Here is a 20,986-nt window from a genome sequence, read left to right on the forward strand (position 1 = left end):
GGCTCGCTACGATCCTTCCTGCCTTTGCAATCCCGAAGTTCAAGGAGGAACTCGCCATGAAAAAATCAACCCTCGCATGCACGCTGGCCTTGGCGCTGGCGCTGCCCTTCGCCGCCTCGGCCCAGTACGTCGGCCCGAGCTCGGTGCCGGCCATGACCGTGAAGCAATTGCTCGACACCGGCAAGGACGACCAGCACGCCACGCTGCGCGGCTTCATCGTCTCGCACGACGGTGGTGAGCACTACACCTTCGCCGACGACTCCGGCCGCATGAAGGTGGAGATCGACGCCAAGCATTTCCCGCCCGGCGTGAAGATCGACGACAAGGTGCGCGTCGAAGTCACCGGCGAGTTCGACAAGGACCTCGTCGGCAAGGCCGAGCTCGACGTCAAGCGCCTGAGCGTGGTGCGCTGACCCTGGCTTTCTCCAAGGCCTGCTCGATCTGCTCGAGCACGGCCTCGGGCGCATGCAGCCAGTCCTTGGCCAGCACCTGCATCACCTGCCAGCCGAAGGCATCGAGGATGCGGGGTCGCGACACATAGCGCTCCAGCACGTTGCGGTTCTCGTAATGCGTGGCGGTGTCCACCAGGATGCCCAGCGCGTAGTGCGTGCTGCCCTCCACGCGCACCGCCAGGTCGCAGCGAAAGCGTGACTGCCCCACCTGTTCGTCGACCGCATGGCCGCGTGCGCGCAGCGCGGCGGCGAGCTGCACCGTGACATCGTCCGCGCGCCCGTGCCGCGCCACCGGGCTGGCGCCGCGCGTGAGCGGGTTCATGCCTTCGAGCACGCGCCGCGCCGTGTCCGCATCGCCGCGCGACAGGCACTCTGCGTAGCGCAAGAAGTTCTTCAGCGCCGCCGCGCCCTCGTTGTGGTCGTTGGTGATCGCCTCGTGGCGAATGGTCGAGACCACCGCCATGTGGTGCTTGGCGCGGCTGAAGATCACGTTGAGCCGCTTCTCTCCGCCGCGCTGGTTGATGGGGCCGAAGTTCATCAGCATGCGGCCTTCGGGGTTGGGGCCGTAGCAGATGCTCAGCAGGATGATGTCGCGCTCGTCGCCCTGCACGTTCTCCAGGTTCTTGATGAACAGGCCGCAGAACTGGTCGTCTTCCTCGCGCACGTATTCGGCTTCGAGCCGGGCCGCGAAGTCGGTGTCGGCCGCACCCAGTGCGTTGAGCTCGTCCTCGATCTCGCCTTGCTGCGCCTCCGAGAACGCCACGATGCCCAGGCTGCGCCCGGTTTCGCGCCGGAGCAGTTCGCGCACCAGCTGCGCGATGTGGCGCGCCTCGCCGTCGTTGATGCGGTTCTCGTACACCGCGTCGGTCACGCGGTGGAAGCTGATGGCGCGTGACAGCAGGGCATCGACGTGCGCAGCCACCGACTCGTTCGACGGGCTGCGCGACTGCACGAGGATTTCGCCGCGCTCCGGCGCAGGCAGGCTGCGGTCCGGAATGGTGTAGAGGTTGCCGGCGTAGAAGGCCGCGTTCGAGAAGCCGATGAGCGACTCGTAGCGGCTGCGGTAGTGCCAGGCCAGCAGCGTGGCCGGCAGGTTGCGCGCGCCCTGGTTGAGCAGGCTGTCGGCGTCGAGCACGACCGCGATGCGGTCGCCTTCGCCGCTGTCATCCCCGTCATCGGCGTCCGTGTCCTGCACCGACACGGTGTCGTCCTCGGGGTCGCGGCTGGACGAGAAGAAGCTGGTCGGCGGCAGTTGCATTTCGTCGCCCACCACGATGATCTGCGGCGCGCGGTACAGCGCGGGCACGGCTTCTTCCACCGGGATCTGGCTGGCCTCGTCGAAGATGACCACGTCGAACAGGTCGGCCGCGAGCGGCAGCGTGTCGGACACCGACAGCGGGCTCATGAGCCAGATGGGCTTCATGTCGCGCACCACGCGGCCGGTGTCGCCGCTGGCCAGCTCGCGGATGGCCTTGTAGCGCATCGTCTTGCCGAACTCGTGCTCCAGCTCGCGGCGGCCCGCGTTGTAGCTCTTCTTGAAGAGCTTGTCGTCGGCGTCCAGCTGGCTGGCGGGCAGGGCGCTTTTCTGCACATGGTCGCGGAAACGCTGGCGCACCGCGGCGGCCAGCGTGCGCGCGTTGCGCTCCAGCAACTGGCGCTCGGCGTCTCCCAGGCGCTGCGCATGGCGCGCGAGCGCGGCGCCGTCGAAGCGCGGCAGCCAGCGCTCGGTGCGGTACACGCGCTCCAGGCCTTCGCGCGCCACGGCGAACTCGATGGCGTCGGGTGGCAGCGGCAGTGTGCGCAGCGCGGCGGCCACGGCGGGGTCGGCATCGGCCAGTTCCTGCAGCGGTACGATCACGCCGGGCAGGGCATCGGCCTGCTCGCGCAGCGTGCGGGCCAGCGCTTCGAGCGCGTTCAAGGGCTGGGCGCCGGCGTCCTGGAGCAGGTCGCGCCACAGGGCGTCGAGGGTGTCGGTGCGCGCGCCGGCCGCGGCGAGTTTCTCGACGCTGCGGCTGGCGCCGGTTGCTGCTTCCGTGCGCAGGTGCACCTGGAACGCCGCGCTCAGGCTGGCGCTGTCGTCGATGCTGCGCAGCGCCTGCAACTGCTGCGCAAAGGCTTCGGGATCGGTGCAGCCGTAGCCGGACTCGATCTGCGCAAGCTGCTTGTGCAGCGCGGCGCGAGCGCCGTGCTCGGCCAGCAGCTCCTCGAGCACCTGGCTGGGCTGCGGGCGCACGGCATGCGCTGCGAAGTTGTAGCGGCGCTTCAGTTCACCGGACAACCGCCACCACGACGGCTGCAGCCAGCGCAGCATCGAGCCCTGTTGCGCGCGCGCCTGTGCGAGGCCGGCCTCGGTGTCGCCGGGCGAGAGCTTGTCGCGCCAGTGGCCGGTGCGCTGCAGAGCGGCGTCGAGGGCCTGCTGCAGGCTGCGGCGCTCGGCCAAGGCAGTGGTCCATGCCAGGCTGCTCGGGTGCGCGGCGTCGAGCAGCGTGAGCTGCCCGCGCGCGGCCAGCGCAGCCACGCGGCGCGCGTCGGCCACCACGGCCAGTGCATCGCGCCACAGTGCCTGCTCGTCGGCCAGCGGCGGCCACGCGTCGACGAGCGCATCGCGGCATGCGCCGCTCTGCGCGATGGCGCGCTCGCTGAGTTCGACCAGCCGCGCGAGCGGCTTCTCCTGCTTCAGCAGCGAGGGCGCCAGCTGCGCGAACACGTGCTGCGCCAGGCTGGGCGCGCCCAGGCTTTCGGTCACGGCCAGGTGCAGCCGCGACACCAGCTCCGCATGCTGGCGCCATGCCGAGAAGGCGGGCAGGGCTTCGGCCTGCAGCGGCGTGAGCGCGGGGTCGTCGGCCTTCAGCGCGATGAGCCGTGCCACCAGTTCGCGCAGCGTCACGGCGATGTGCGCGGGCACGTCGCGCATGGCGGCGTCGAAGCGTTCCAGCGCGCGCAGGTCGAGGTCCATGGCGTCGAGCACCTTGGTGCGCTCGGCCGACTCCTGCGCGAGCGCCTCGGGCGCTTCCAGCCATTGCTCGTAGGTCTTGCGCAGGTTCTGCACGAAGGCCTTCTTGTCGCCCTGCGAGTCGTGGATCATGCAGCAGAGCTCGTCCAGCCCCTGCTGCCGCAGGCGGTGGAACACCACGTCGATGGCGGCCCGCTTCTCGCAGACGAACAGCACGCGCTGGCCGCGGCCCACGTAGTCGGCAATCAGGTTGGTGATGGTCTGCGACTTGCCCGTGCCCGGCGGGCCTTGGATGATGTAGCTGGTGCCGGTGCGCGCCAGCGCGACGGCGGCGGTTTGCGTGGCGTCGCCTTGCACCACCGGCCACTGCGCGGCCAGCGGCAGGGCGGGCGGCGCCTCGGCATCGACCTGGCGCGGCTGCAGCGAGAAAACGCGGTCGAAGGCCTCGCTCGCGATGTCGCTTTCGGCCAGGCCCGAATAGTCGCGCACCAGCGACATCTTGCGGTGGTTGAAGTTGCCCAGCGTCACGGCCGTGAGGTCGATGTCCCACTGGTACGGGTTGCCGGTGCTCTCGCGCAGCTGCAGCGTGGTGCGTTCGGTTTCTTCCGCCACGGAGGCGGCCATCTGCGGGGCGCGCGGCTGCGGACGGGCGCCGACGGCGTCGCGCACCGGCAGGGGCACCGGGCGCACGCGCGCATGAAAGAGCTGCAGGCCGAGCGGGCGGAAGTCGTCCTGCGCGTAGCTGAAATCTTGTGCGGCCACCGGCACCGCGGACGCCGTGCGCACGCGCGCGCGGCGCTTGAACTGTTCGAGCCGCTGGCGCGCGCGCTGGTGGATCACCGCGATTTCGGGCTGCTTCACCAGCCGCAGCTGCACGCCGGGCTCGCTCTGGGCAATCTGCGCCGAGAGCTGGGCGTGGAACTGCTCGATGGAGGTCTCGCGCAGGTCCACCGTCTCGGGCAGCACGATGCCGTACAGCTGGCGCAGGTGATGCCGCAGCGTGGGGTTGACCTGCGCCTCGCTGGTCGCGGCTTCGAGCAGGTACTGGTCGCGCACGCCCTTCTTGCGCGAGAGTTCGACCGGCAGCATCAGCAGCGGCGAGGCGATGCGCTCGGCCTGCTCGGCGCCGCCGGCAGCCCCTTCCTTCAGGTTGTGCCAGCGCAGGAAGGCGATGACCAGCGACATCTGCGAGAAGCCGTATTCGGAGCGGTCGCGCCGCGCCTCCTGCAGGATGCGGTCGAGCGCGCCGGGCAGGTAGGGCTGGTCCTCGAAGCGCAGCCAGCGCGCCAGCGGCACGGGGTCGCAGCTGGCGATGTCGGCGGCGAAGCGGCCGTCCCACACGCAGAGCTGGTCGACACGGATGCTGTGCATGTCGACCACCAGCGGCACGCTGGCAATGGTGAGGTTCACATGCGCCTGCGTCGGCTTGAAGTACAGCAGGCGGTTGCGCCGCGACAGGTCGAACAGGCGGTCGCGCAGGTGCAGCTGGATGGCCTGGCGGCGCTGGCTGGCGCCGTTCTTCGCGGGGGCGATGCGGTCCAGCCCCAGCCCGAGGTTCAGGTCCAGCGGCTGGTCGCGGTAGGTTTCGAGCCGGCGGATCACCGAAGGCAGGTCGCGCGCGCGCTCGTGACGGTCGAGCGCGGTCATCTCGAAGATCACGGCGGCCACCACCGGATGCAGGCGGCGGTTCAGTTCGAACAGGTTGCCCCGGTGCGCGGCGAAGCGCGTCAGCTCTTCGCCGATGGTGAAGTCCAGCCCGCAAGAGAGGCTGGCGAGCACCTGACCCAGGCACAGGATGTCGCCGAGGGAGTCGTGGTGCGCCAGGCGCAGCTCCCACGCGGCGTAGCCGGGCAGGTACGCAGGGCGCGTGGGCACGGCGTCGGGCCCGGCATCGGCCATGACCGCGAGGTTTTCCACCGAGAGGCCGTCGTCGGCATCGATGGTGACGCGCGCTTCGCCCACCACGCGCAGCACCGACGCGGCGGGCTGCTCCAGCGGTGCGATGGCTTCGAGGTTGCGGTGCGGGTCCGCGCCCTCGGGGTGCGCGAGCGCCAGCGCTGGCGCATCGGTCACGCGGTAGGCGAACACGTTGCCGAGCGCGGCGACCTTGCCTTGCTCGTGCAGCGCGGAGACTTCGCGCAGCAGCGGCAGCACGAGCTTGAGCACGTCGTCGGTCTGCAGGCCGCCGTGGGCATCGGCGGTGTCCAGCAGCTGCAGGAGGGGAGCGGGGGCGGTGGTCATGCGGCGGCGGCCTGCTGGTGTTGGGTGGAGGCCTTGTCGAGCAGGGCGGTGGCGTCGCGCTTCACGCGCGTGAGGCTGCGCTTGGGAAAGCGCAGGTCTTTCACCACGCGCTGTTCGAGCGGCTCGGCGCAGCCCAGCGCTTCGGCCAGGCCGAGCGCGGCGGCGAGCGTGACGTCGTCGAGCTCGGGGTCGGCCGCGACGAAGTCGACCAGCACGCTGGCCAGGTAGTCGTGCAGCCCGGCGGGCACCGGCTCGGGCGGCGGCATGGCCGACGCGGGCGGCGCGAAGTCGGGAAAGAAGCGGCGCGCATGCGCGAGCAGCGGCTCCGACTGCAGGTACGCATGCTGCAGCAGCTGTGCGATGACGCCGCGCGTGAGCGCACCCACGCGCTGCTGGCCGAGCATGTCGAGCGTGCCCAGGTCGAGCGGGCCTTCGAGGGCGGTGGCCAGCCAGTCTTCGGCGTCGTGCTGGCGCTCGGTCCACAGGCGCATGGCGCGGGCGCGCACGAACACCTCGGGGTGGCTGGTGCCGCGCGTCTGCGTGGCCGGGTCGGCGCAGATCTCCTCGGCCTGCGCCAGGTAGCTTGCGACGTTGACCTGCGTGAGGCCGGTCTCGATCTTGATGAGCGCGCTCACCGCGGGCTCGAGCGCGCCGCAGGCCACGCAGCCGCCGCGGTCGGCGAAGGCCTCGGTGTACAGCGCGTAGCGCCGCGCGGCGTGCAGGTGGCTCGCATCGGCACGCGGGTCGGCCGAGGCGGCGTGCAGCAATCGGTCGACCACGTGGTACTTGCCGCCGTCGCGCGCCCACAGCAGGTAGTGCGCAAGTTCGTGGCCCAGCACGGCCTGCAGTTCGGGTCCCTGCAGGCGCTCCAGCAACGGGCCCGAGAGCACGATGTGCGCCTCGCCCGGCACGAAGTGGATCGCGGCATTCATCGCGCCGTCGCGCGCCTGGTAGAGCGTGATGCTCGCCGTGACGCCCAGGCGCTGCGCCGCGAGCCGGGCGTGCGCGTGCAGCTCGGGATGCGCCGTCGCGTCGAGCCGGTACGAGTTGCGCAGCAGTTCGGCGCGCACCGCGGCAGCGTGTTCCTCGCGTGCCTCGGCCGAGGCGGCCCAGCGCCAGACCTCGGGCTCGTGCACTTGCAAGTGCGCGGCCAGGGCCTGCTGGTACGGCAGCGGGGTCAGGTCTTCGAGGCGGACGGCGGGTGTGGATTCGGAGGTGTCGACCATGTCTGGAGCGCCGGTAACAGTGAGTTGCCGACGATCCTAAACGAGCGGCCCACGCCGTCCGTTCCCCGCCTTGTCCTTGCCGCGCCCTGCACCTACCAGCTGTAGCCGGCCGTCACGTACACGCTGCGGCGCTCGCCGTAGTAGCAGCCGGTGGACGAGAGGCAGGTGGCCACGTAGGTCTTGTCGGCCACGTTGGCCACATTCAGCGCCAGGCGCACGCCCTTCCATGCGGGCCGCACGCGGCCCAGGTCCCAGCGCACCGCCGCGTCGAACAGCGTCACGCCCGGAATGCGGAACTGGTTGGCGTTGTCGCCGTAAGTGGCGCTGGTGTGGCGCACGCCGCCGCCCACGGTCAGGCCGGCCAGCGCTTCGTTCTGGAAGGCGTACTCCAGCCAGAAGGCGGCCTGGCGCTGCGGCACGTAGGCGAAGCGGTTGCCCTGGATGCTGACGCCGGCCGCGTTCGGGTTGGCGCGTGTCACGCGGCTGTCGGTGTAGGCATAGGAGGCGATGGCGTCCAGCCCCTTGAGGACCTGGCCGCGCGCCTCGAGCTCCAGCCCGCGCACGCGCACTTCGCCGGTCTGCTCGCTGAACGAGCGGCTCTGCGGGTCGGGCGTGAGCACGTTCTGCTGCGTGAGTTCGTACGCCGCCGCGGTCAGCAGGGCCTTGGAGCCCGCGGGCTGGTATTTCACGCCCACCTCGGTCTGCTTGCCGGTGGTCGGCTGGAACACGTTGCCCAGGCGGTCGGTGCCGGCCGCGGGCTGGAACGAGGTGGAGTAGCTCAGGTACGGCACCACGCCGTTGTCGAAGCTGTACATCAGCGCGGCGCGGCCGGTGAACTTGCCGTCGCGCTGGTCGGCGGCGGCCAGGCGGCGCGGCGTCATGGTGAGCGTGCGGGTGTCGGTGATGGCGCGGTCCTGCCGCCCGGCGAGCACCAGGCTCCAGCGGTTCCAGTGCATCTGGTCCTGCAGGTAGAAGCCGCTCTGGCGGCGCCGCTGTTCGATGTGCGTGGCCACCGAGGGCACCTGGCCGCTGTCGCGCCCGTACACCGGCAGGTAGGCGTTGAACGGCGTGGTGATGATGCGCAGGTTGGTTTCGTCGAACGAAGATTTCTCGTCGGAATAGTCCACGCCCGCCAGGGCGGTGTGGCGCACCGGGCCGGTCGTGAAGTCGGCCTGCACCTGGGTGTCGACCGTCATGAGCTTGGCGGTCTCGGGAAAGGCCCACGCATAGCGCAGCAGCGACGACGGGTTGCAGGCGGCCAGGCAGAAGGCCTGCACGCGCTGCGTGTACGCGTCGACCTTGCCGTAGCGCAGGTTCTGGCGCAGCGTGAAGGTGTCGTTCAGCTTGTGTTCGGCCTCGTAGCCGACGAAGTGCTGGCGGTTGTTGAAGCGGTCGTAGCCGGGCTCGCCGACGAAGGCGCGCGTGGGCAGCGCGGCGTAGCGGCTGGTGTCCAGCGTGCCGGCCGAAGGCAGCGCGGGCGCGCCGCCGCCGCCGGGCGAATCGAGCGTCTGCCAGTGGGCCATCAGCGTGATGCGGGTGGCGTCCGAAGGGCGGAAGGTGAGCGACGGGGCGAAGTAGCTCTTCTTCTCCGACACGTAGTCGTAGGCGGTATTGGCTTCGCGGTGCAGGCCGACCAGGCGGTAGCTCCACACGCCGTCGTCGTCGATCGCACCGCCGAAGTCGAAGGCCGTCTGCCGGCGGTTGTGGCTGCCGAGCTGCACTTCGACCTGGCGCACGGTTTCCAGCGTCGGGCGCTTGCTCACCATGTTCACCAGGCCGCCGGGCGTCGACTGGCCGTAGAGAACGGAGGACGGTCCCTTCACCACTTCCACGCGCTCCAGCCCCCAGGGCTCGATGCGCGGCTGCGAGTAGCCGCGCGCGCCGAAGGGCAGGCGCAGGTTGTCGAGGTAGCGCGCCGGCGGCGTGAAGCCGCGCAGCGTGAGCCAGTCCAGCCGCAGGTCGGTGTTGCCGTACTGCGCGACGATGCCGGGCGTGTAGCGCAGGCTCTCGACCAGCGTGGTGGCGCCTTGCGAATCCATCTGGTCGCGCGTGACCACCGAGACGGACTGCGGGGTTTCCAGCAGCGGTGTGTCGGTCTTGGTGCCGCCGGTGCTGCGTTGCGCCACGAAGCCCTTGCCCGGGCCCTTGCCGCTTTCTTCTTCCGCGTTGGCGGTGACGGTCACCGGCGCGAGCGAGCCCGCGCGCTGGCCCGTGACGCGCACTTCCGACAAGGTCTCGGAGGTCTGGCCGCGCTGCAGCGCATACACGTTGCCCGCGCCGCGCACGGCCTGCAGCCCGGTGCCGGCCAACGCCATGGCAAAGCCTTCGTCGACCGTGAAGCGGCCGCGCACGCCGGAGCCGTTCAGGCCGGCGGTCATGGCCGCGTCGCTCGACAGCAGCACGCCGGCCTGGCTCGCGAACTGGCTCAGCACGGTGCCCAGCGGGCCGGCGGGAATGGCGTAGTCGCGCGACGCGGCGGGCTGGGGCTGCGCCTGTGCCATGGCGGGCAGGGCCTGCACCGCGGCGACCACGGGCAGCAAGGCCGTCGCGCCACGCAGCGCCCGCGCTAGCTGCCGGTTGGTGCGTGGACGGGAGGGGCGGAAAGAAGGGCGGTTCGGCAAGGGCGCGGGCATGGCGGCTTTCGGGCAAAAAGGAGGTTGGTATTTGTCTTGCCAACCGGCGCCGCCAAAAGGGAACCCGCCCGCCGAAAAAATTCTTGAATCAGCGCTTCGGCGTGTCCTGCGCCGCCTCGACCACCGTCCACCACGGCGTCGGCCGGCGCACGCGCACCGGCAGCGTGGCCTGCAGCGCCGAAAGAATGCGCTCGGTGTCGGCCAGCGGGTAGGCGCCCACGATGCGCAGGTCGGCCACCTCGGGCGCGCAGCCCAGGTAGCCCGGCCGGTAGCGGGCCAGCTCGGCGATGAAGTCGCCCAGGCGCATGCCGTCGGCCACGAGCATGCCGCGCGTCCAGTCTTCGGCGTAGCCCGCCACGGGCTCGGGGGTCTCGACGCGGTCGGCAAAGAGGCGGGCCTGCTGCCCGGCCACCAGCGTGAGCGACTCGCCGCCCTCGCTCGGGCGCGAGGCGACGGCGCCTTCGAACACCGCGAGCCGCACCGCGCCGCCTTCTTCGTGCCGCACCGCGAAGCGGGTGCCCAGCGCGGTCAACCGGCCCTGCGGCACGTCGACGACGAGCGGGCGGAAGGGGTTCACGGGGCTGGCGTCGTCGTGCCCGCTGGTGACCAGCACTTCGCCCTTGTAGAGCACGATGCGGCGCAGGCTCGGCGAGAAGTCGATGTCGAGTGCGGTGGCGGTGTTGAGCCACAGGCGGCTGCCGTCGGCCAGCACGAGCTCGCGCCGCTCGCCGGTGTCGGTGCGGTGGGCGGCGACCCAGCCTTGCCAGGGCAGGTGGCGCGAAGCCATCCAGCCCGCGATGCCCGCCACCGGCAGCAGCGCCAGTGCGCGCAGCACCGAGCGCCGCCGGCCGGCCGTGGCCGTGCCGCGTTCGAGCGCCCTGCGCGCCGGCAGGCCGGACAGCGCCCTGAACTCGCCCGAGATGCTTTCCACGCGGTGCCATGCGGCGCGCTGGCGCGGGCCGGCATCGAGCCACGACTGCCAGCGGCGGCGGTCGGCGTCGCTCACGGCGCTGTCGTGCAGCACGGCGAACCATTCGGCGGCCTGCTGCAGGTCTTCGAAGGCCGGTGCCTGGGACGGTGCCGGGGACGGTGCGGGTGCCGCGTCGTGCGGCGGGAGGCCCAGGCTCCTCATGAATTCGTCAGCAGCAGGCATTGCAGCATGGCCTGTGCCATGTATTTCTTGACCATGCGCTGCGACACCTTCAGCTGCGCGGCGATCTCGGCGTAGCCCAGGCCGTCGAGCTGTGCCAGCAGGAAGGCGGTGCGCGCCTTGGGGTTGAGCCTGTCCAGCATGGCGTCGATGCGGCACAGCGTTTCCAGCGCCAGCAGCCGTTCCTCGGGGGAGGGCGCGAGCGGTTCGGGCAACACGGCCACGGCCTCGAGCCAGGCGCGTTCGATGTCCTGGCGGCGCCAGTGGTTCACCACCACACCGTGCGCCAGCGTGCGCAGGAAGGCGCGCGGCTCGTTCAGCACCTGCGCGTCGCGCGACACCATCAGGCGCACGAAGGTGTCGTGGGCCAGGTCGGCCGCGCACGACGCGCCGCCCAGCCGCCGGCGGAACCAGCCCAGCAGCCAGCCATGGTGTTCGCGGTAGATCGCATCGATGGATGCCGGCTCGGACGGAAGCGGAAGGACGGACACGGGACGGCGGCGGAACGCGCGAAGATGAGAATAGTTCGCATTCTATCCATCTGTCTACGTTCGATCTACTGCAGGCCACATCGGCCCGCCCTGCTGCCGCGCTCAGTGCGCCATCGGCGCCACAGCCAGGTCCGGCACCACGTTCAGGATGCGCAGCGTCTGCTGCACCACCTGGCTGAACACCGGCGCGGCCACCAGGCCGCCGAAGTACTTGCCCGCGCCGGGTTCGTCGATCATCACCGCGACGATGATGCGGGGCTTGTCGATGGGCGACATGCCCGTGTACCAGGCGCGGTACTTGTTGCTCGCGTAGCCCTTGCCGACCTGCTTGTGCGCGGTGCCGGTCTTGCCGCCCACCGAGTAGCCCTGGGTCTGCGCGAGCGGCGCGGTGCCGCCGGGCGCGGCGGCCAGGTGCATCATCTGGCGCACCTCGCTGGCCACGAGCGGCGAGAACACCTGCACACCGGCCGGTTCCTCGCCGGTATTCTTCAGCAGGCTCACCGGAATCACCTCGCCGTCGTGCGCGAAGGCGGTGTAGGCATGCGCGATCTGGAACAGCGACGCCGACAGGCCGTAGCCGTACGACATGGTGGCCTGCTCGATGGGCCGCCACGACTTCCACGGCCGCAGCCGCCCCGTGACCGCGCCGGGGAAGGGCGTCTGCGGCTTCTGACCGATGCCCACGGCGGTGAGCGAGTTCCACATCTCCTGCGCCGACATGCGCTGCGAGATCTTGGTGGCGCCGACGTTGCTCGATTTCTGGATCACGCCCTGCACCGTCAGCACGCCGAAGTTCTCGTCGTCGTGGATGGTCGCGCCCGACACGGTGATGCGCCCCGGGTTGGTGTCGATGATGGTGTTGGGCGTGACACGGCCCAGCTGCAGCGCGGTGGCGACGGTGATCGGCTTCATGGTCGAGCCGGGCTCGAACACGTCGGTCATGGCGCGGTTGCGCAGCTGCTCGCCGGTAAGGGCGTGGCGGTCGTTGGGGTCGTAGCTCGGGTAGTTGGCCATGGCCAGCAGCTCGCCCGTGCGGGCGTCGACCACCACCACGCTGCCCGCGCGCGCCTTGTTGGCGACCACGGCGTCGCGGATCTTCTCGTACGCCACGAACTGCACGCGGTCGTCGATGCTCAGCTGGATGTCGTGGCCGGCGGTGGGCGGCACCTGGTCCTCGGTGTCCTCCACGATGTGGCCCAGCCGGTCCTTCAGCACATGGCGCGAGCCCGACTTGCCGGCCAGCTCGTTGTTGAACGCCAGCTCCACGCCCTCCTGGCCGATGTCCTCCACGTTGGTGAAGCCGGCCAGGTGGGCCGCCGCCTCGCCCTCGGGGTACTGGCGCCGGTAGTCGCGGCGCAGGTAGACGCCCTTGATGCCGAGCGCGGCCACCTGCCTGGCAATGGGCTCGTCGACCTGGCGCTTGAGCCAGACGAAGCTCTTGTCTTCGTCCTCGAGCTTCTTGTCGATGTCCTTCAGCGGCATGCCGAGCAGCCTGGCGGCCTGTTTGAGCTTTTCTTGCGTGGCGGGGTCGTCGCGCTCGATGTCTTCTGGAATGGCCCAGATGCTGGGCGCCGGCATGTCGGAGGCCAGGATCAGCCCGTTGCGGTCGAGGATGCGCCCGCGGTTGGCCGGCAACTCCAGCGTGCGCTGGTAGCGCACTTCGCCCTGGTGCTGGAAGAAGTCGTTGTTGAAGATCTGCACGTAGGCAGCGCGGCCGGCCAGCAGCAGGAAGCCGAAGGCGATGCTGGCCACGATGAACTTGCTGCGCCACACGGGAGTGGGGCTGGCGAGCAGTGGACTGCTGCCGTATCGGATGCGGCCGTTGGGATTCATGAGCCCTGATTATCAAGTTCCGGGTGACGTGCAAGTCACCCGGAAGGGCCCCGTTTTCTTAGCTGCGCGTTAGACGCGAGCCAGACGCGCGCAGCGGTCAGCGCTTGGGGCGCAGCGACACGATCAGCGACGGGAAGATGCGCCCGTCGGTGTCGCGCGGCAGCTTGTCGGTCTTGCGCAGGCCGCGCTCGGCCGCGTCGTCCCAGCCCGGCAGGCCGCTCGACTTGCTCAGCTTCACGCCAACGATGGTGCCGTCGGGCGCCAGGCTCACCTCGAACTCGGCGGCCGGATTGCCGTTGACGGTATCGGCATCGGGGAAGGTGATGTTCGGCCGCACGGCGGCGGCGATGCGACCGGCATAGCCGCTGGACGGACCGGACGTGCGCATGGCCGTGCCCTTCGCGTCGTCGGCGCCGCTGGCGCCCGCAAGGCCCTGCATGCGCTTGAGCGTGGCGGCACGGTCGGCCGCGGCCTGCTTCGCGGCGGCCTCGGCCTTCTTGGCTTCGGCCTGCTTGGCCTCGGCTTCCTGCTGCTTCTTCTGGTCGGCGAGCTTCTTCTGCTGCTGCTCCTTCAACTGCGCCTGCTTCTTGTCGGCCTCGTCCTCCGCGCGCTGCCTGGCTTCGAGCTCCTTCTTCTTTTGCTCCTGCTGCTTTTCGAGCTCGCGCTGCTTCAGTTCCTTTTGCTCCTTGAGCTTCTTCTCACGCTCCAGGGCAATGTCGGGCGCTTTGGGCGCGGGAGCGGGCTCGGGCGCCTTGGCCACCGGGGGCGGAGGCGGCGGCGGCGGCGCTGGCGTTGGCGCCGGTGTGGGAGCAGGTGCGGGCGGCGGCGGCGTGGGAACCGGGGCGGGCGCCTGCGGTGCCTGCAGGCGAGGCGCGGCCTGCTGCACCGTGGACGACCACAGCTCCGCATCGACAGCGCCTTCGTCGGCCTCGCTTTTCCAGCGCACGCCCCAGGTGAGCGCGGCGATCAGCAGGCCGTGCGCAATGAGGGCCAGCACGATGGCGCGCGGCGTGCCGCGCTGCGGCGGCGGCGCGAACTCGGGGCGATCCAGTGCGAGCGACATGCCTTATTTGCCGCCCGTGGTCGTGACTGACAAGCCCACGCGCTCGACGCCGCTGCGCTTGAGCTGGTTCATGGCCTTGACCACGGTCTCGTACTTCACCGACTTGTCGGCGCTGATGACCACCGGGCGGTCGTTGTCGCCGCCCTGGGCCTGCTTGGCCGCGGCGCCGATCTGGGTCATGGGGATCGACGTGCCGCCGGTGCCGGTGGACGGGTCTTTCTTGATCTGCACTTCGTCGTCGCTCTTGATGACGATCTCGATGGGCTTGTCCGGCTGCTTGTTGGCGCGGTCGACCGTGGGCAGGTTGATCACGCTCGGCGTGATGAGCGGGGCGGTGACCATGAAGATGATCAGCAGCACCAGCATCACGTCGATGAACGGGACCATGTTGATCTCGTTGATCGTGCGGCGTCCTCGGCCCCGGGATGAAACGGCGGGCATGCGTTGCGCCTCCGCTCAGCGGTTGGCCGGAGCCACCGACGACGCGCCGCCCGCGCCCGGGTTGGACGACAGGTTGCGCTGCAGGATGTTGGAGAACTCCTCGATGTAGGTCTCCAGGGCGATGGCGATCTTGTCGATCTCGCGGGCGAAGCGGTTGTAGCCGACCACCGCCGGAATGGCGGCGAACAGGCCGATGGCCGTGGCCACCAGCGCTTCGGCAATGCCGGGGGCCACGGTGGCCAGCGTCACCTGCGTGAGCGCGGCCAGGCCGGTGAAGGCATGCATGATCCCCCAGACCGTGCCGAACAGGCCGACATACGGGGACACCGAGCCCACGGTCGCCAGGAACGAGAGGTTCTGTTCGGCCGCGTCCAGCTCGCGCTGGAAGCTCGCGCGCATGGCGCGGCGGGCGCCGTCGAGCAGCGTGGGGGCGTCGGTGACGTGGCGCTCGCGCAGTTTTTGATACTCGCGCATGCCCGAGGCGAAGATGCGCTCCATGGGGCCGGCGAACTTGGCGTTCTGCGCGGCCGAGGCGAACAGTTCGTTCAGGCTGGTGCCAGACCAGAACTCGCGCTCGAAGTCGTCGTTCAGTGCGCGCATGCGGCGCAGCGAGAAGTACTTGCGGATGATCGCTGCCCAGCTGGCGATCGAGACGATCACCAGCAGCAGCACGACCAGCTGCACCACGAAGCTCGCGTGGAGCAGGAGATTGATGATTGAAAGATCTTGGTTCATGGCTTGATAGGTTGAGTCATGGAGCCGCTGTAGCGCTCGAGGGTTCCCGTGACTTGTTTCGGTATGCGCGCTGGACGCAACGTGGCGGCATCCACCCAGCCGATGCGGATCGTGCCTTCGCACAGCAAGACAGGTGCCGCGGCCCCTGTTCGCTCTTGCTCTGTTTTTGATAGCACGCGCTGACCGATTATCAACGACGCAGTGCCCAATTGTTGGAGATCGGCTGTAACCAGCAGTTCGTCGTCGAGCCGGGAAGGGCGATGGTATTTGAGCTGCGTTTCGCTCACCACGAACTGGCCGCCGGTTTCCTCGCGCAGCCTGCGCTGCTCGATGCCCAGGGAGCGCAGCCATTCGGTGCGGGCGCGCTCCATGAACTTCAGGTAGTTGGCATAGAACACGATGCCGCCGGCATCGGTGTCTTCCCAGTAGACGCGGATCGGGAACGCGTAGCTCATTGCGCCTTGTGGTCCGCCCGGTCGGCCATGGGGCGCAGGCGCTCGATGGCTTCCCGCAGGTGCGCCATCGAACTGGCGGTGGAAAAGCGCACGAACTTCGCGGTCTCGGCCGTGCCGAAGTCGCGCCCCGGCGTGACGGCGACGTGGGCGCGTTTCATGGTCTCGAAGGCAAAGTCCCAGCTGCCCGAGATGCCCAGCCTTTCAGCGAAGCCCGTGCAGTCGGCCCAGGCGTAGAAAGCGCCGTCGGGCACCACGGGCACGTTCAGGCCCAGCGCGTCGAGTTGCGGAATGAACCAGTCGCGGCGCGCCTTGAACTCGGCGCGGCGGCGTTCGTACTCGGCAATGCTGGCGTCCTCGAAGCAGGCCAGCGCCGCATGCTGCGACACCGTGCTCGCGCAGATGAAGAGGTTCTGCGCCAGGCGCTCGACCACCGGCACCAGCGCCTCGGGCACCACCAGCCAGCCCAGGCGCCAGCCGGTCATGTTGAAGTACTTGCTGAAGCTGTTGATGCTGATGACGTTGTCGTCGATGGCCAGCGCGGTCTGCCCGAAGGCGTCGTCGTACGACAGGCCGAGGTAGATCTCGTCGATCAGCGTGATGCCCCCGCGCTGCGACACCACCTCGTGGATGCGGCGCAGCTCATCGGGCGCGATCGAGGTGCCGGTCGGGTTCGACGGCGAGGCGAGCAGCACGCCGCGGGTCTTGTCGGTCCATGCCGCCTTCACCTTGTCGGCGGTGAGCTGGAAGCGCTCTTCGGCCGTGGTCGGCACCAGCACCGCCTTGCCGTCCGCCGCGCTCACGAAATGGCGGTTGCACGGATAGCTGGGGTCGGGCATGAGGATCTCGTCGCCCGATTCGATCAGCGCCAGGCAGGCCAGCTGCAGCGCGGCCGAGGCACCGGCGGTGACGACGATGCGCCGTGCCGGCACATCCACGTTGAAGCGCTGGCGATACCAGCCGCTGATGCGTTCGCGCAGGAGGTCCAGGCCGGTGGCCTGCGTGTACTGCGTGGCGCCCGCGCGCACGGCGCGCAGGGCGGCTTCCTGCACCAGCGGCGGGGCGGTGAAGTCGGGCTCGCCGATGTTCAGGAAGATCATCGGCCGGTCGGTGTGGGCGACCTCGCGCGCCAGGGCGCCCGCCGCCTTGGCCACCTCCATCACGTAGAACGGCTCGATGCGCTGGGCGCGCGTCGAAATCCTCACGGGCGTGCCTTGCCCGACGCGCGGTCGGTTTCCACTTCGAGGGGACGCAGCTGCGGCGCCAGGCCGTTGAGCACGGCGTTCACGTACTTGTGGCCGTCGGTGCCGCCGAATTCCTTGGCGAGTTCGATGCACTCGTTGAGCACCACGCGCCAGGGCACGTCAAGGCAGTTCTGGAACTCGTACACGCCGATCCACATCACGGCGTGCTCCACGGGCGAGATTTCCTCGAACTTGCGGTCCAGCAGCGGGCGGATCAGCGCGTCGAGCTGCTCGGCGCCTTCGATCGAGCCGTGCAGCAGCGCGTCGTAGTGCGCGGCGTCGGCCTTGTGGAAGCCCGCGAGGTCGCGCGTGAAATGGTCGATGTCCGTCGGGTCGTTGCGGCCTACCAGGTGCTGGTAGAGCGCCTGCAGCGCGAACTCGCGCGCGCGGCTGCGGTTGGACTTGGCCGAAGCCTTGCGCGCACCCGTGCTGGTGAGGCCGACGCGCGACTGGCGCGGCTTGTCGCCTGCGGCGGTGACGGGCTTGAGGGGCTTGGAGGTGTCGTCGGTCATGAAAGGGTGGCCAGCAGTCGCGCCATTTCGACCGCCACGCGGGCCGCGTCGCGGCCCTTGTCGGTCTGGCGGGCAACGGCTTGCTCTAGGTTCTCGGTGGTGATGATCGCGTTGGCGATGGGCAACTTGTAGTCGAGCGAGACGCGGCTCACGCTGGCGCCCGATTCGTTGGCCACCAGCTCGAAGTGGTAGGTCTCGCCGCGGATGATGCAGCCCAGCGCCACGAGCGCGTGGTAGCCGCCGCGCTCGGCCAGCGCCTGCAGGGCGATCGGCACTTCGAGCGCGCCGGGCACGTGCAGGTGGTGAATGTCGGAACCGCTTACGCCGAGCGACTCGAGCTCCGCGAGGCAGGCCGCGGCCAGCGCAGCGGTGATGTCGGCATTGAAGCGCGCCTGCACGATGCCGATGCGCAGCCCTTTTCCGTCGAGCGGCTTGCTCTCGCCCTTGTTTGCACCTTGCATGGTCGTTCAGTCCTTCGTGAGGTAGCCGGCAATTTCGAGGCCGTAGCCCGCGGCCATGCTCGGCATGCGACGCGGCGTGCCCAGCAGGTTCATCTTGTGCACGCCGCATTCGCGCAGGATCTGCGCGCCGATGCCGTAGCTGCGCAGGTCCATGCGGCCACGCTCGGGGGCCTGCGCGGGGCGCGCGGTGCCGTCGAACTGCGCGAGCAGCTCGCTGCCGGTTTCGCCGCAGTTCAGCAGCACGGCGACGCCCTTGCCCTCGGTCGCGATGTGCGACAGGCTGGCGTCCAGGCTCCACGAGTGCAGCGAGCGATTGATTTCGAGCGCATCGAGCACCGACAGCGGCTCGTGCACGCGCACCGACACCGTGTCTTCAGGGGCCCAGGTGCCGCGCACCAGCGCCAGGTGCACGCCGCGGCTGGGCTTGTCGATGAAGGCGTGGGCCGTGAAAGCGCCCCAGGCGGTCTGAATTTCACGGCAGCCGACCTTCTCGACCAGCGATTCGACGCGGCTCCTGTGCTCGATAAGCGCGGCGATGGTGCCGATCTTCAGGTTGTGCTCGGCCGCGAAGATCTGCAGGTCGGGCAGTCGGGCCATGGTGCCGTCTTCGTTCATCACCTCGCAGATCACCGAGGCGGGCGAGCAGCCGGCCATGGCGGCCAGGTCGCAGCCGGCTTCGGTATGGCCGGCGCGCATCAGCACGCCGCCGTCCACCGCCTGCAACGGGAAGATGTGGCCGGGCTGCACCAGGTCGGCGGCCACGGCGTTGGGCGCCACGGCGGCCTGCACGGTGCGCGCGCGGTCGGCGGCCGAAATGCCGGTGGTCACGCCTTCGGCGGCCTCGATGGACACCGTGAAGGCGGTCGAATGCTTGGCGCCGTTGCGTTGCACCATCGGCGGCAGCTGCAACCGCTCGCACATTTCGCGCGACAGCGTCAGGCAGATCAGGCCGCGGGCATGGCGTGCCATGAAGTTGATGGATTCGGCCGTGATGTGGTCGGCCGCGACGACGATGTCGCCTTCGTTCTCGCGGTCTTCCTCGTCCACCAGGATCACCATGCGGCCGGCGGCGAGTTCGGCCACGATTTCCTCGACCGGCGAGATCGAGGCGGGGGCGCGCGCGGCGCGGGGAGCGCCGATCGGCGTGACGGAGGCGTTCATTCGGCTGTGTCCTTGGAATACGTGGAAGCAGGGGGCACCAGCACGCCCGCCTGGAGCATGCGCTCCACGTAGCGCGCCACGGTATCGATTTCGAGGTTGACCTTCGAGCCGGCCTTCAAGCCGCCGAGGGAGGTGTTCTCGACGGTGTGCGGGATCAGGTTGATGCTGACCTCGGCGCCGTCGGAGATGTCGCTCACGCTGTTGACGGTGAGGCTCACGCCGTTGATGGTGATCGAGCCCTTGTAGGCCAGGAAGCGGGCCAGCGCGGGAGGCGCGACCACGCGCAATTGCCAGCTTTCGCCGAACGGCTCGAAGAAGCTCACGCTGCCGATGCCGTCCACGTGGCCGGACACGATGTGCCCGCCCAGGCGGTCGCTCGCGCGAAGGGCCTTCTCGAGGTTGACGCGGCCGCCTTCGTCGGTCAGGCCGGCGGTCTTGTCGAGGGACTCGGCCGAAATGTCGATGGTGAACTGCTGTCGCTCGGGGACGAGCGTGGTGACGGTCATGCAGGCGCCGTTGAGCGCGATGCTGTCGCCGAGCCCGACGTCATCGAGGTAGCCGTCAGGCACCGCAATGCTGAGTCTTTTGCCGTAGGAGGAGGAGGTGCCGAGGTCGTGAATGGCGGCGATGCGCCCCACGCCGGTGATGATTCCGGTGAACATATCCCCGCATTTTCGCAGAGAACGAGGCCTGTTCGGGGTAAACGCTAGAACGCGTCCTTTCCGGCAACCCGCGCCACCACGCGCAGGTCGGGTCCGAGCAGGTCCACCGACCTGAATTGCAGGGGCAGAACGCCTGCCAGCGAGGTGAGCGGACCGCCCGCATGGATGTGGCTCGCGATGTCCATGCCGCTGCCGATCAGCTTGGGCGCCAGGTACACCAGCAGCTCGTCGACGCAGCCTTCGCGCAGCATCGAGCCATTGAGCTTGTGGCCCGATTCGACGTGCAGTTCGTTCACGCCGCGCGCGGCCAGGTCTGCCATCAGAGCCGGCAGGTCGACCTTGCCGTCGGCGTTGGGCAGGCAGGTGACGGTGGCGCCGCGGGCTTCGAGCGCCCCCGCCTTTTCTTCGTTGCGGCTGGCCGCGTAGATCCAGACCGCGCGGCCAGCTATGAATATGTGAGCATCGGGCGGTGTCTGGAGCCGGCTGTCCACCACGACCAGGTGCGGCTGGCGCGGGGTGTCGACCAGGCGAACGTCCAGCCGCGGGTTGTCTTCCAGCACCGTACCGACGCCAGTCAGCACCGCGCTGGCGCGGGCGCGCCAGGCGTGGCCGTCGGTGCGGGCCGCCTCGCCGGTGATCCACTGGCTCACACCGTTGTCCAGGCCGGTCTTGCCGTCGAGCGAGGCAGCGACCTTCATGCGCACCCAGGGCCGCTGGCGGACCATGCGGCTGAAGAAGCCGATGTTGAGCTCGCGCGATTCGGCCGCGCCCGGACCGACTTTGACCTCGACCCCCGCCGCGCGCAGTCGCTCGAAGCCCTGGCCCGCGACCAGCGGGTTCGGGTCTGCCAGCGAGGCGACCACCCGGCGAACGCCGGCCGCGATCAACGCGTCGCAGCACGGGCCGGTGCGGCCGTGGTGCGAGCAGGGCTCGAGCGTGACGTACGCCGTCGCGCCTTCGACCGAGCGGCCTTGCGCAGCGGCGTCGCGCAGCGCCATCACTTCGGCATGCGGGCCGCCGGCCTTTTGCGTGTGGCCCTGGCCCAGCACGCGGCCTTCAGCGTCGCACAGCACGCAGCCCACGCGCGGGTTCGGATCGGTCAGCAGCAGTGCCGACGTGGCCAGGCGCAGCGCGGTCGCGATGTGCAGGGCGTCTTGTTCGTGAGAGGGCATGAGGGCTCGAGCGGAAGAAGTTGGCAGCGGTGTCGCTGGATCATACGAGCGGCATTCGAACGCGGACGAACGGTACGCGCCGCGATGCCGGTGCCCGCTTAGGC

At 69.7% G+C, this 20,986-nt stretch carries 17 protein-coding genes; 1 reads left to right on the plus strand and 16 read right to left on the minus strand.

The window, feature by feature from the left end; all coding sequences use genetic code 11:
• Positions 1–56: 56 nt before the first annotated feature.
• On the plus strand, positions 57–413 hold the full coding sequence (locus AC0IYU_RS17120; protein ID WP_472119227.1) for a YgiW/YdeI family stress tolerance OB fold protein: 357 nt from the start codon (positions 57–59) through the stop codon (positions 411–413).
• Here the strand turns inward: AC0IYU_RS17120 and AC0IYU_RS17125 are convergent.
• From AC0IYU_RS17125 to ribD, 16 genes are all read right to left on the minus strand, one after another.
• A complete protein-coding gene (locus tag AC0IYU_RS17125; protein ID WP_472119230.1) occupies positions 388–5,646 on the minus strand; it encodes an AAA domain-containing protein in 5,259 nt (1,752 codons plus the stop codon). The two genes, AC0IYU_RS17120 and AC0IYU_RS17125, sit on opposite strands and share 26 nt — an antisense overlap.
• Complete coding sequence (locus tag AC0IYU_RS17130) at positions 5,643–6,872, minus strand: SprT-like domain-containing protein (protein ID WP_472119233.1); 1,230 nt, start codon at positions 6,870–6,872, stop codon at positions 5,643–5,645. The genes AC0IYU_RS17125 and AC0IYU_RS17130 overlap by 4 nt, the downstream gene beginning before the upstream one ends.
• Positions 6,873–6,964: 92 nt before the next feature.
• Positions 6,965–9,505 carry a TonB-dependent siderophore receptor gene (locus tag AC0IYU_RS17135; RefSeq protein WP_472119236.1) on the minus strand — a complete coding sequence of 847 codons (2,541 nt, stop codon included), beginning with the start codon at positions 9,503–9,505 and terminating at the stop codon, positions 6,965–6,967.
• 88 nt (positions 9,506–9,593) lie between these two features.
• Positions 9,594–10,658 (minus strand): FecR domain-containing protein, encoded by a 1,065-nt coding sequence (locus AC0IYU_RS17140; protein ID WP_472119238.1) that lies wholly within the window; start codon positions 10,656–10,658, stop codon positions 9,594–9,596.
• A complete protein-coding gene (locus tag AC0IYU_RS17145) occupies positions 10,634–11,146 on the minus strand; it encodes a sigma-70 family RNA polymerase sigma factor (protein ID WP_472119240.1) in 513 nt (170 codons plus the stop codon). The genes AC0IYU_RS17140 and AC0IYU_RS17145 overlap by 25 nt, the downstream gene beginning before the upstream one ends.
• Before the next feature lie 102 nt (positions 11,147–11,248).
• Positions 11,249–12,979 (minus strand): peptidoglycan D,D-transpeptidase FtsI family protein, encoded by a 1,731-nt coding sequence (locus AC0IYU_RS17150; RefSeq protein ID WP_472119243.1) that lies wholly within the window; start codon positions 12,977–12,979, stop codon positions 11,249–11,251.
• A 97-nt stretch (positions 12,980–13,076) separates the two neighbouring features.
• Positions 13,077–14,042 (minus strand): cell envelope integrity protein TolA, encoded by a 966-nt coding sequence (gene tolA, locus AC0IYU_RS17155; protein WP_472119246.1) that lies wholly within the window; start codon positions 14,040–14,042, stop codon positions 13,077–13,079.
• A 3-nt stretch (positions 14,043–14,045) separates the two neighbouring features.
• A complete protein-coding gene (locus AC0IYU_RS17160; RefSeq protein ID WP_116908760.1) occupies positions 14,046–14,483 on the minus strand; it encodes an ExbD/TolR family protein in 438 nt (145 codons plus the stop codon).
• A gap of 15 nt (positions 14,484–14,498) precedes the next feature.
• A complete protein-coding gene (tolQ, locus tag AC0IYU_RS17165) occupies positions 14,499–15,218 on the minus strand; it encodes a protein TolQ (RefSeq protein ID WP_435435797.1) in 720 nt (239 codons plus the stop codon).
• A complete protein-coding gene (gene ybgC / locus AC0IYU_RS17170) occupies positions 15,215–15,673 on the minus strand; it encodes a tol-pal system-associated acyl-CoA thioesterase (protein WP_472119249.1) in 459 nt (152 codons plus the stop codon). Before ybgC ends, tolQ begins: the two co-directional genes overlap by 4 nt.
• Positions 15,670–16,875: a pyridoxal phosphate-dependent aminotransferase gene (locus AC0IYU_RS17175; RefSeq protein ID WP_472119252.1), complete on the minus strand. Its 1,206-nt coding sequence runs from the start codon at positions 16,873–16,875 to the stop codon at positions 15,670–15,672. Before AC0IYU_RS17175 ends, ybgC begins: the two co-directional genes overlap by 4 nt.
• Positions 16,872–17,426 (minus strand): transcription antitermination factor NusB, encoded by a 555-nt coding sequence (nusB, locus tag AC0IYU_RS17180; RefSeq protein ID WP_435435800.1) that lies wholly within the window; start codon positions 17,424–17,426, stop codon positions 16,872–16,874. The genes AC0IYU_RS17175 and nusB overlap by 4 nt, the downstream gene beginning before the upstream one ends.
• Positions 17,423–17,887, minus strand: coding sequence for a 6,7-dimethyl-8-ribityllumazine synthase (gene ribH, locus AC0IYU_RS17185; RefSeq protein WP_472119255.1), 465 nt, complete (start codon positions 17,885–17,887; stop codon positions 17,423–17,425). The genes nusB and ribH overlap by 4 nt, the downstream gene beginning before the upstream one ends.
• 6 nt (positions 17,888–17,893) lie before the next feature.
• Entirely contained in the window at positions 17,894–19,048 is a 1,155-nt protein-coding gene (gene ribBA, locus AC0IYU_RS17190; RefSeq protein WP_435435802.1) for a bifunctional 3,4-dihydroxy-2-butanone-4-phosphate synthase/GTP cyclohydrolase II, read from the minus strand.
• On the minus strand, positions 19,045–19,710 hold the full coding sequence (locus tag AC0IYU_RS17195; protein WP_472119257.1) for a riboflavin synthase: 666 nt from the start codon (positions 19,708–19,710) through the stop codon (positions 19,045–19,047). The genes ribBA and AC0IYU_RS17195 overlap by 4 nt, the downstream gene beginning before the upstream one ends.
• Positions 19,711–19,754: 44 nt before the next feature.
• Complete coding sequence (ribD, locus tag AC0IYU_RS17200) at positions 19,755–20,882, minus strand: bifunctional diaminohydroxyphosphoribosylaminopyrimidine deaminase/5-amino-6-(5-phosphoribosylamino)uracil reductase RibD (protein ID WP_472119259.1); 1,128 nt, start codon at positions 20,880–20,882, stop codon at positions 19,755–19,757.
• Positions 20,883–20,986 lie beyond the last annotated feature (104 nt).

Source organism: Variovorax sp. AC103 (assembly GCF_979254005.1).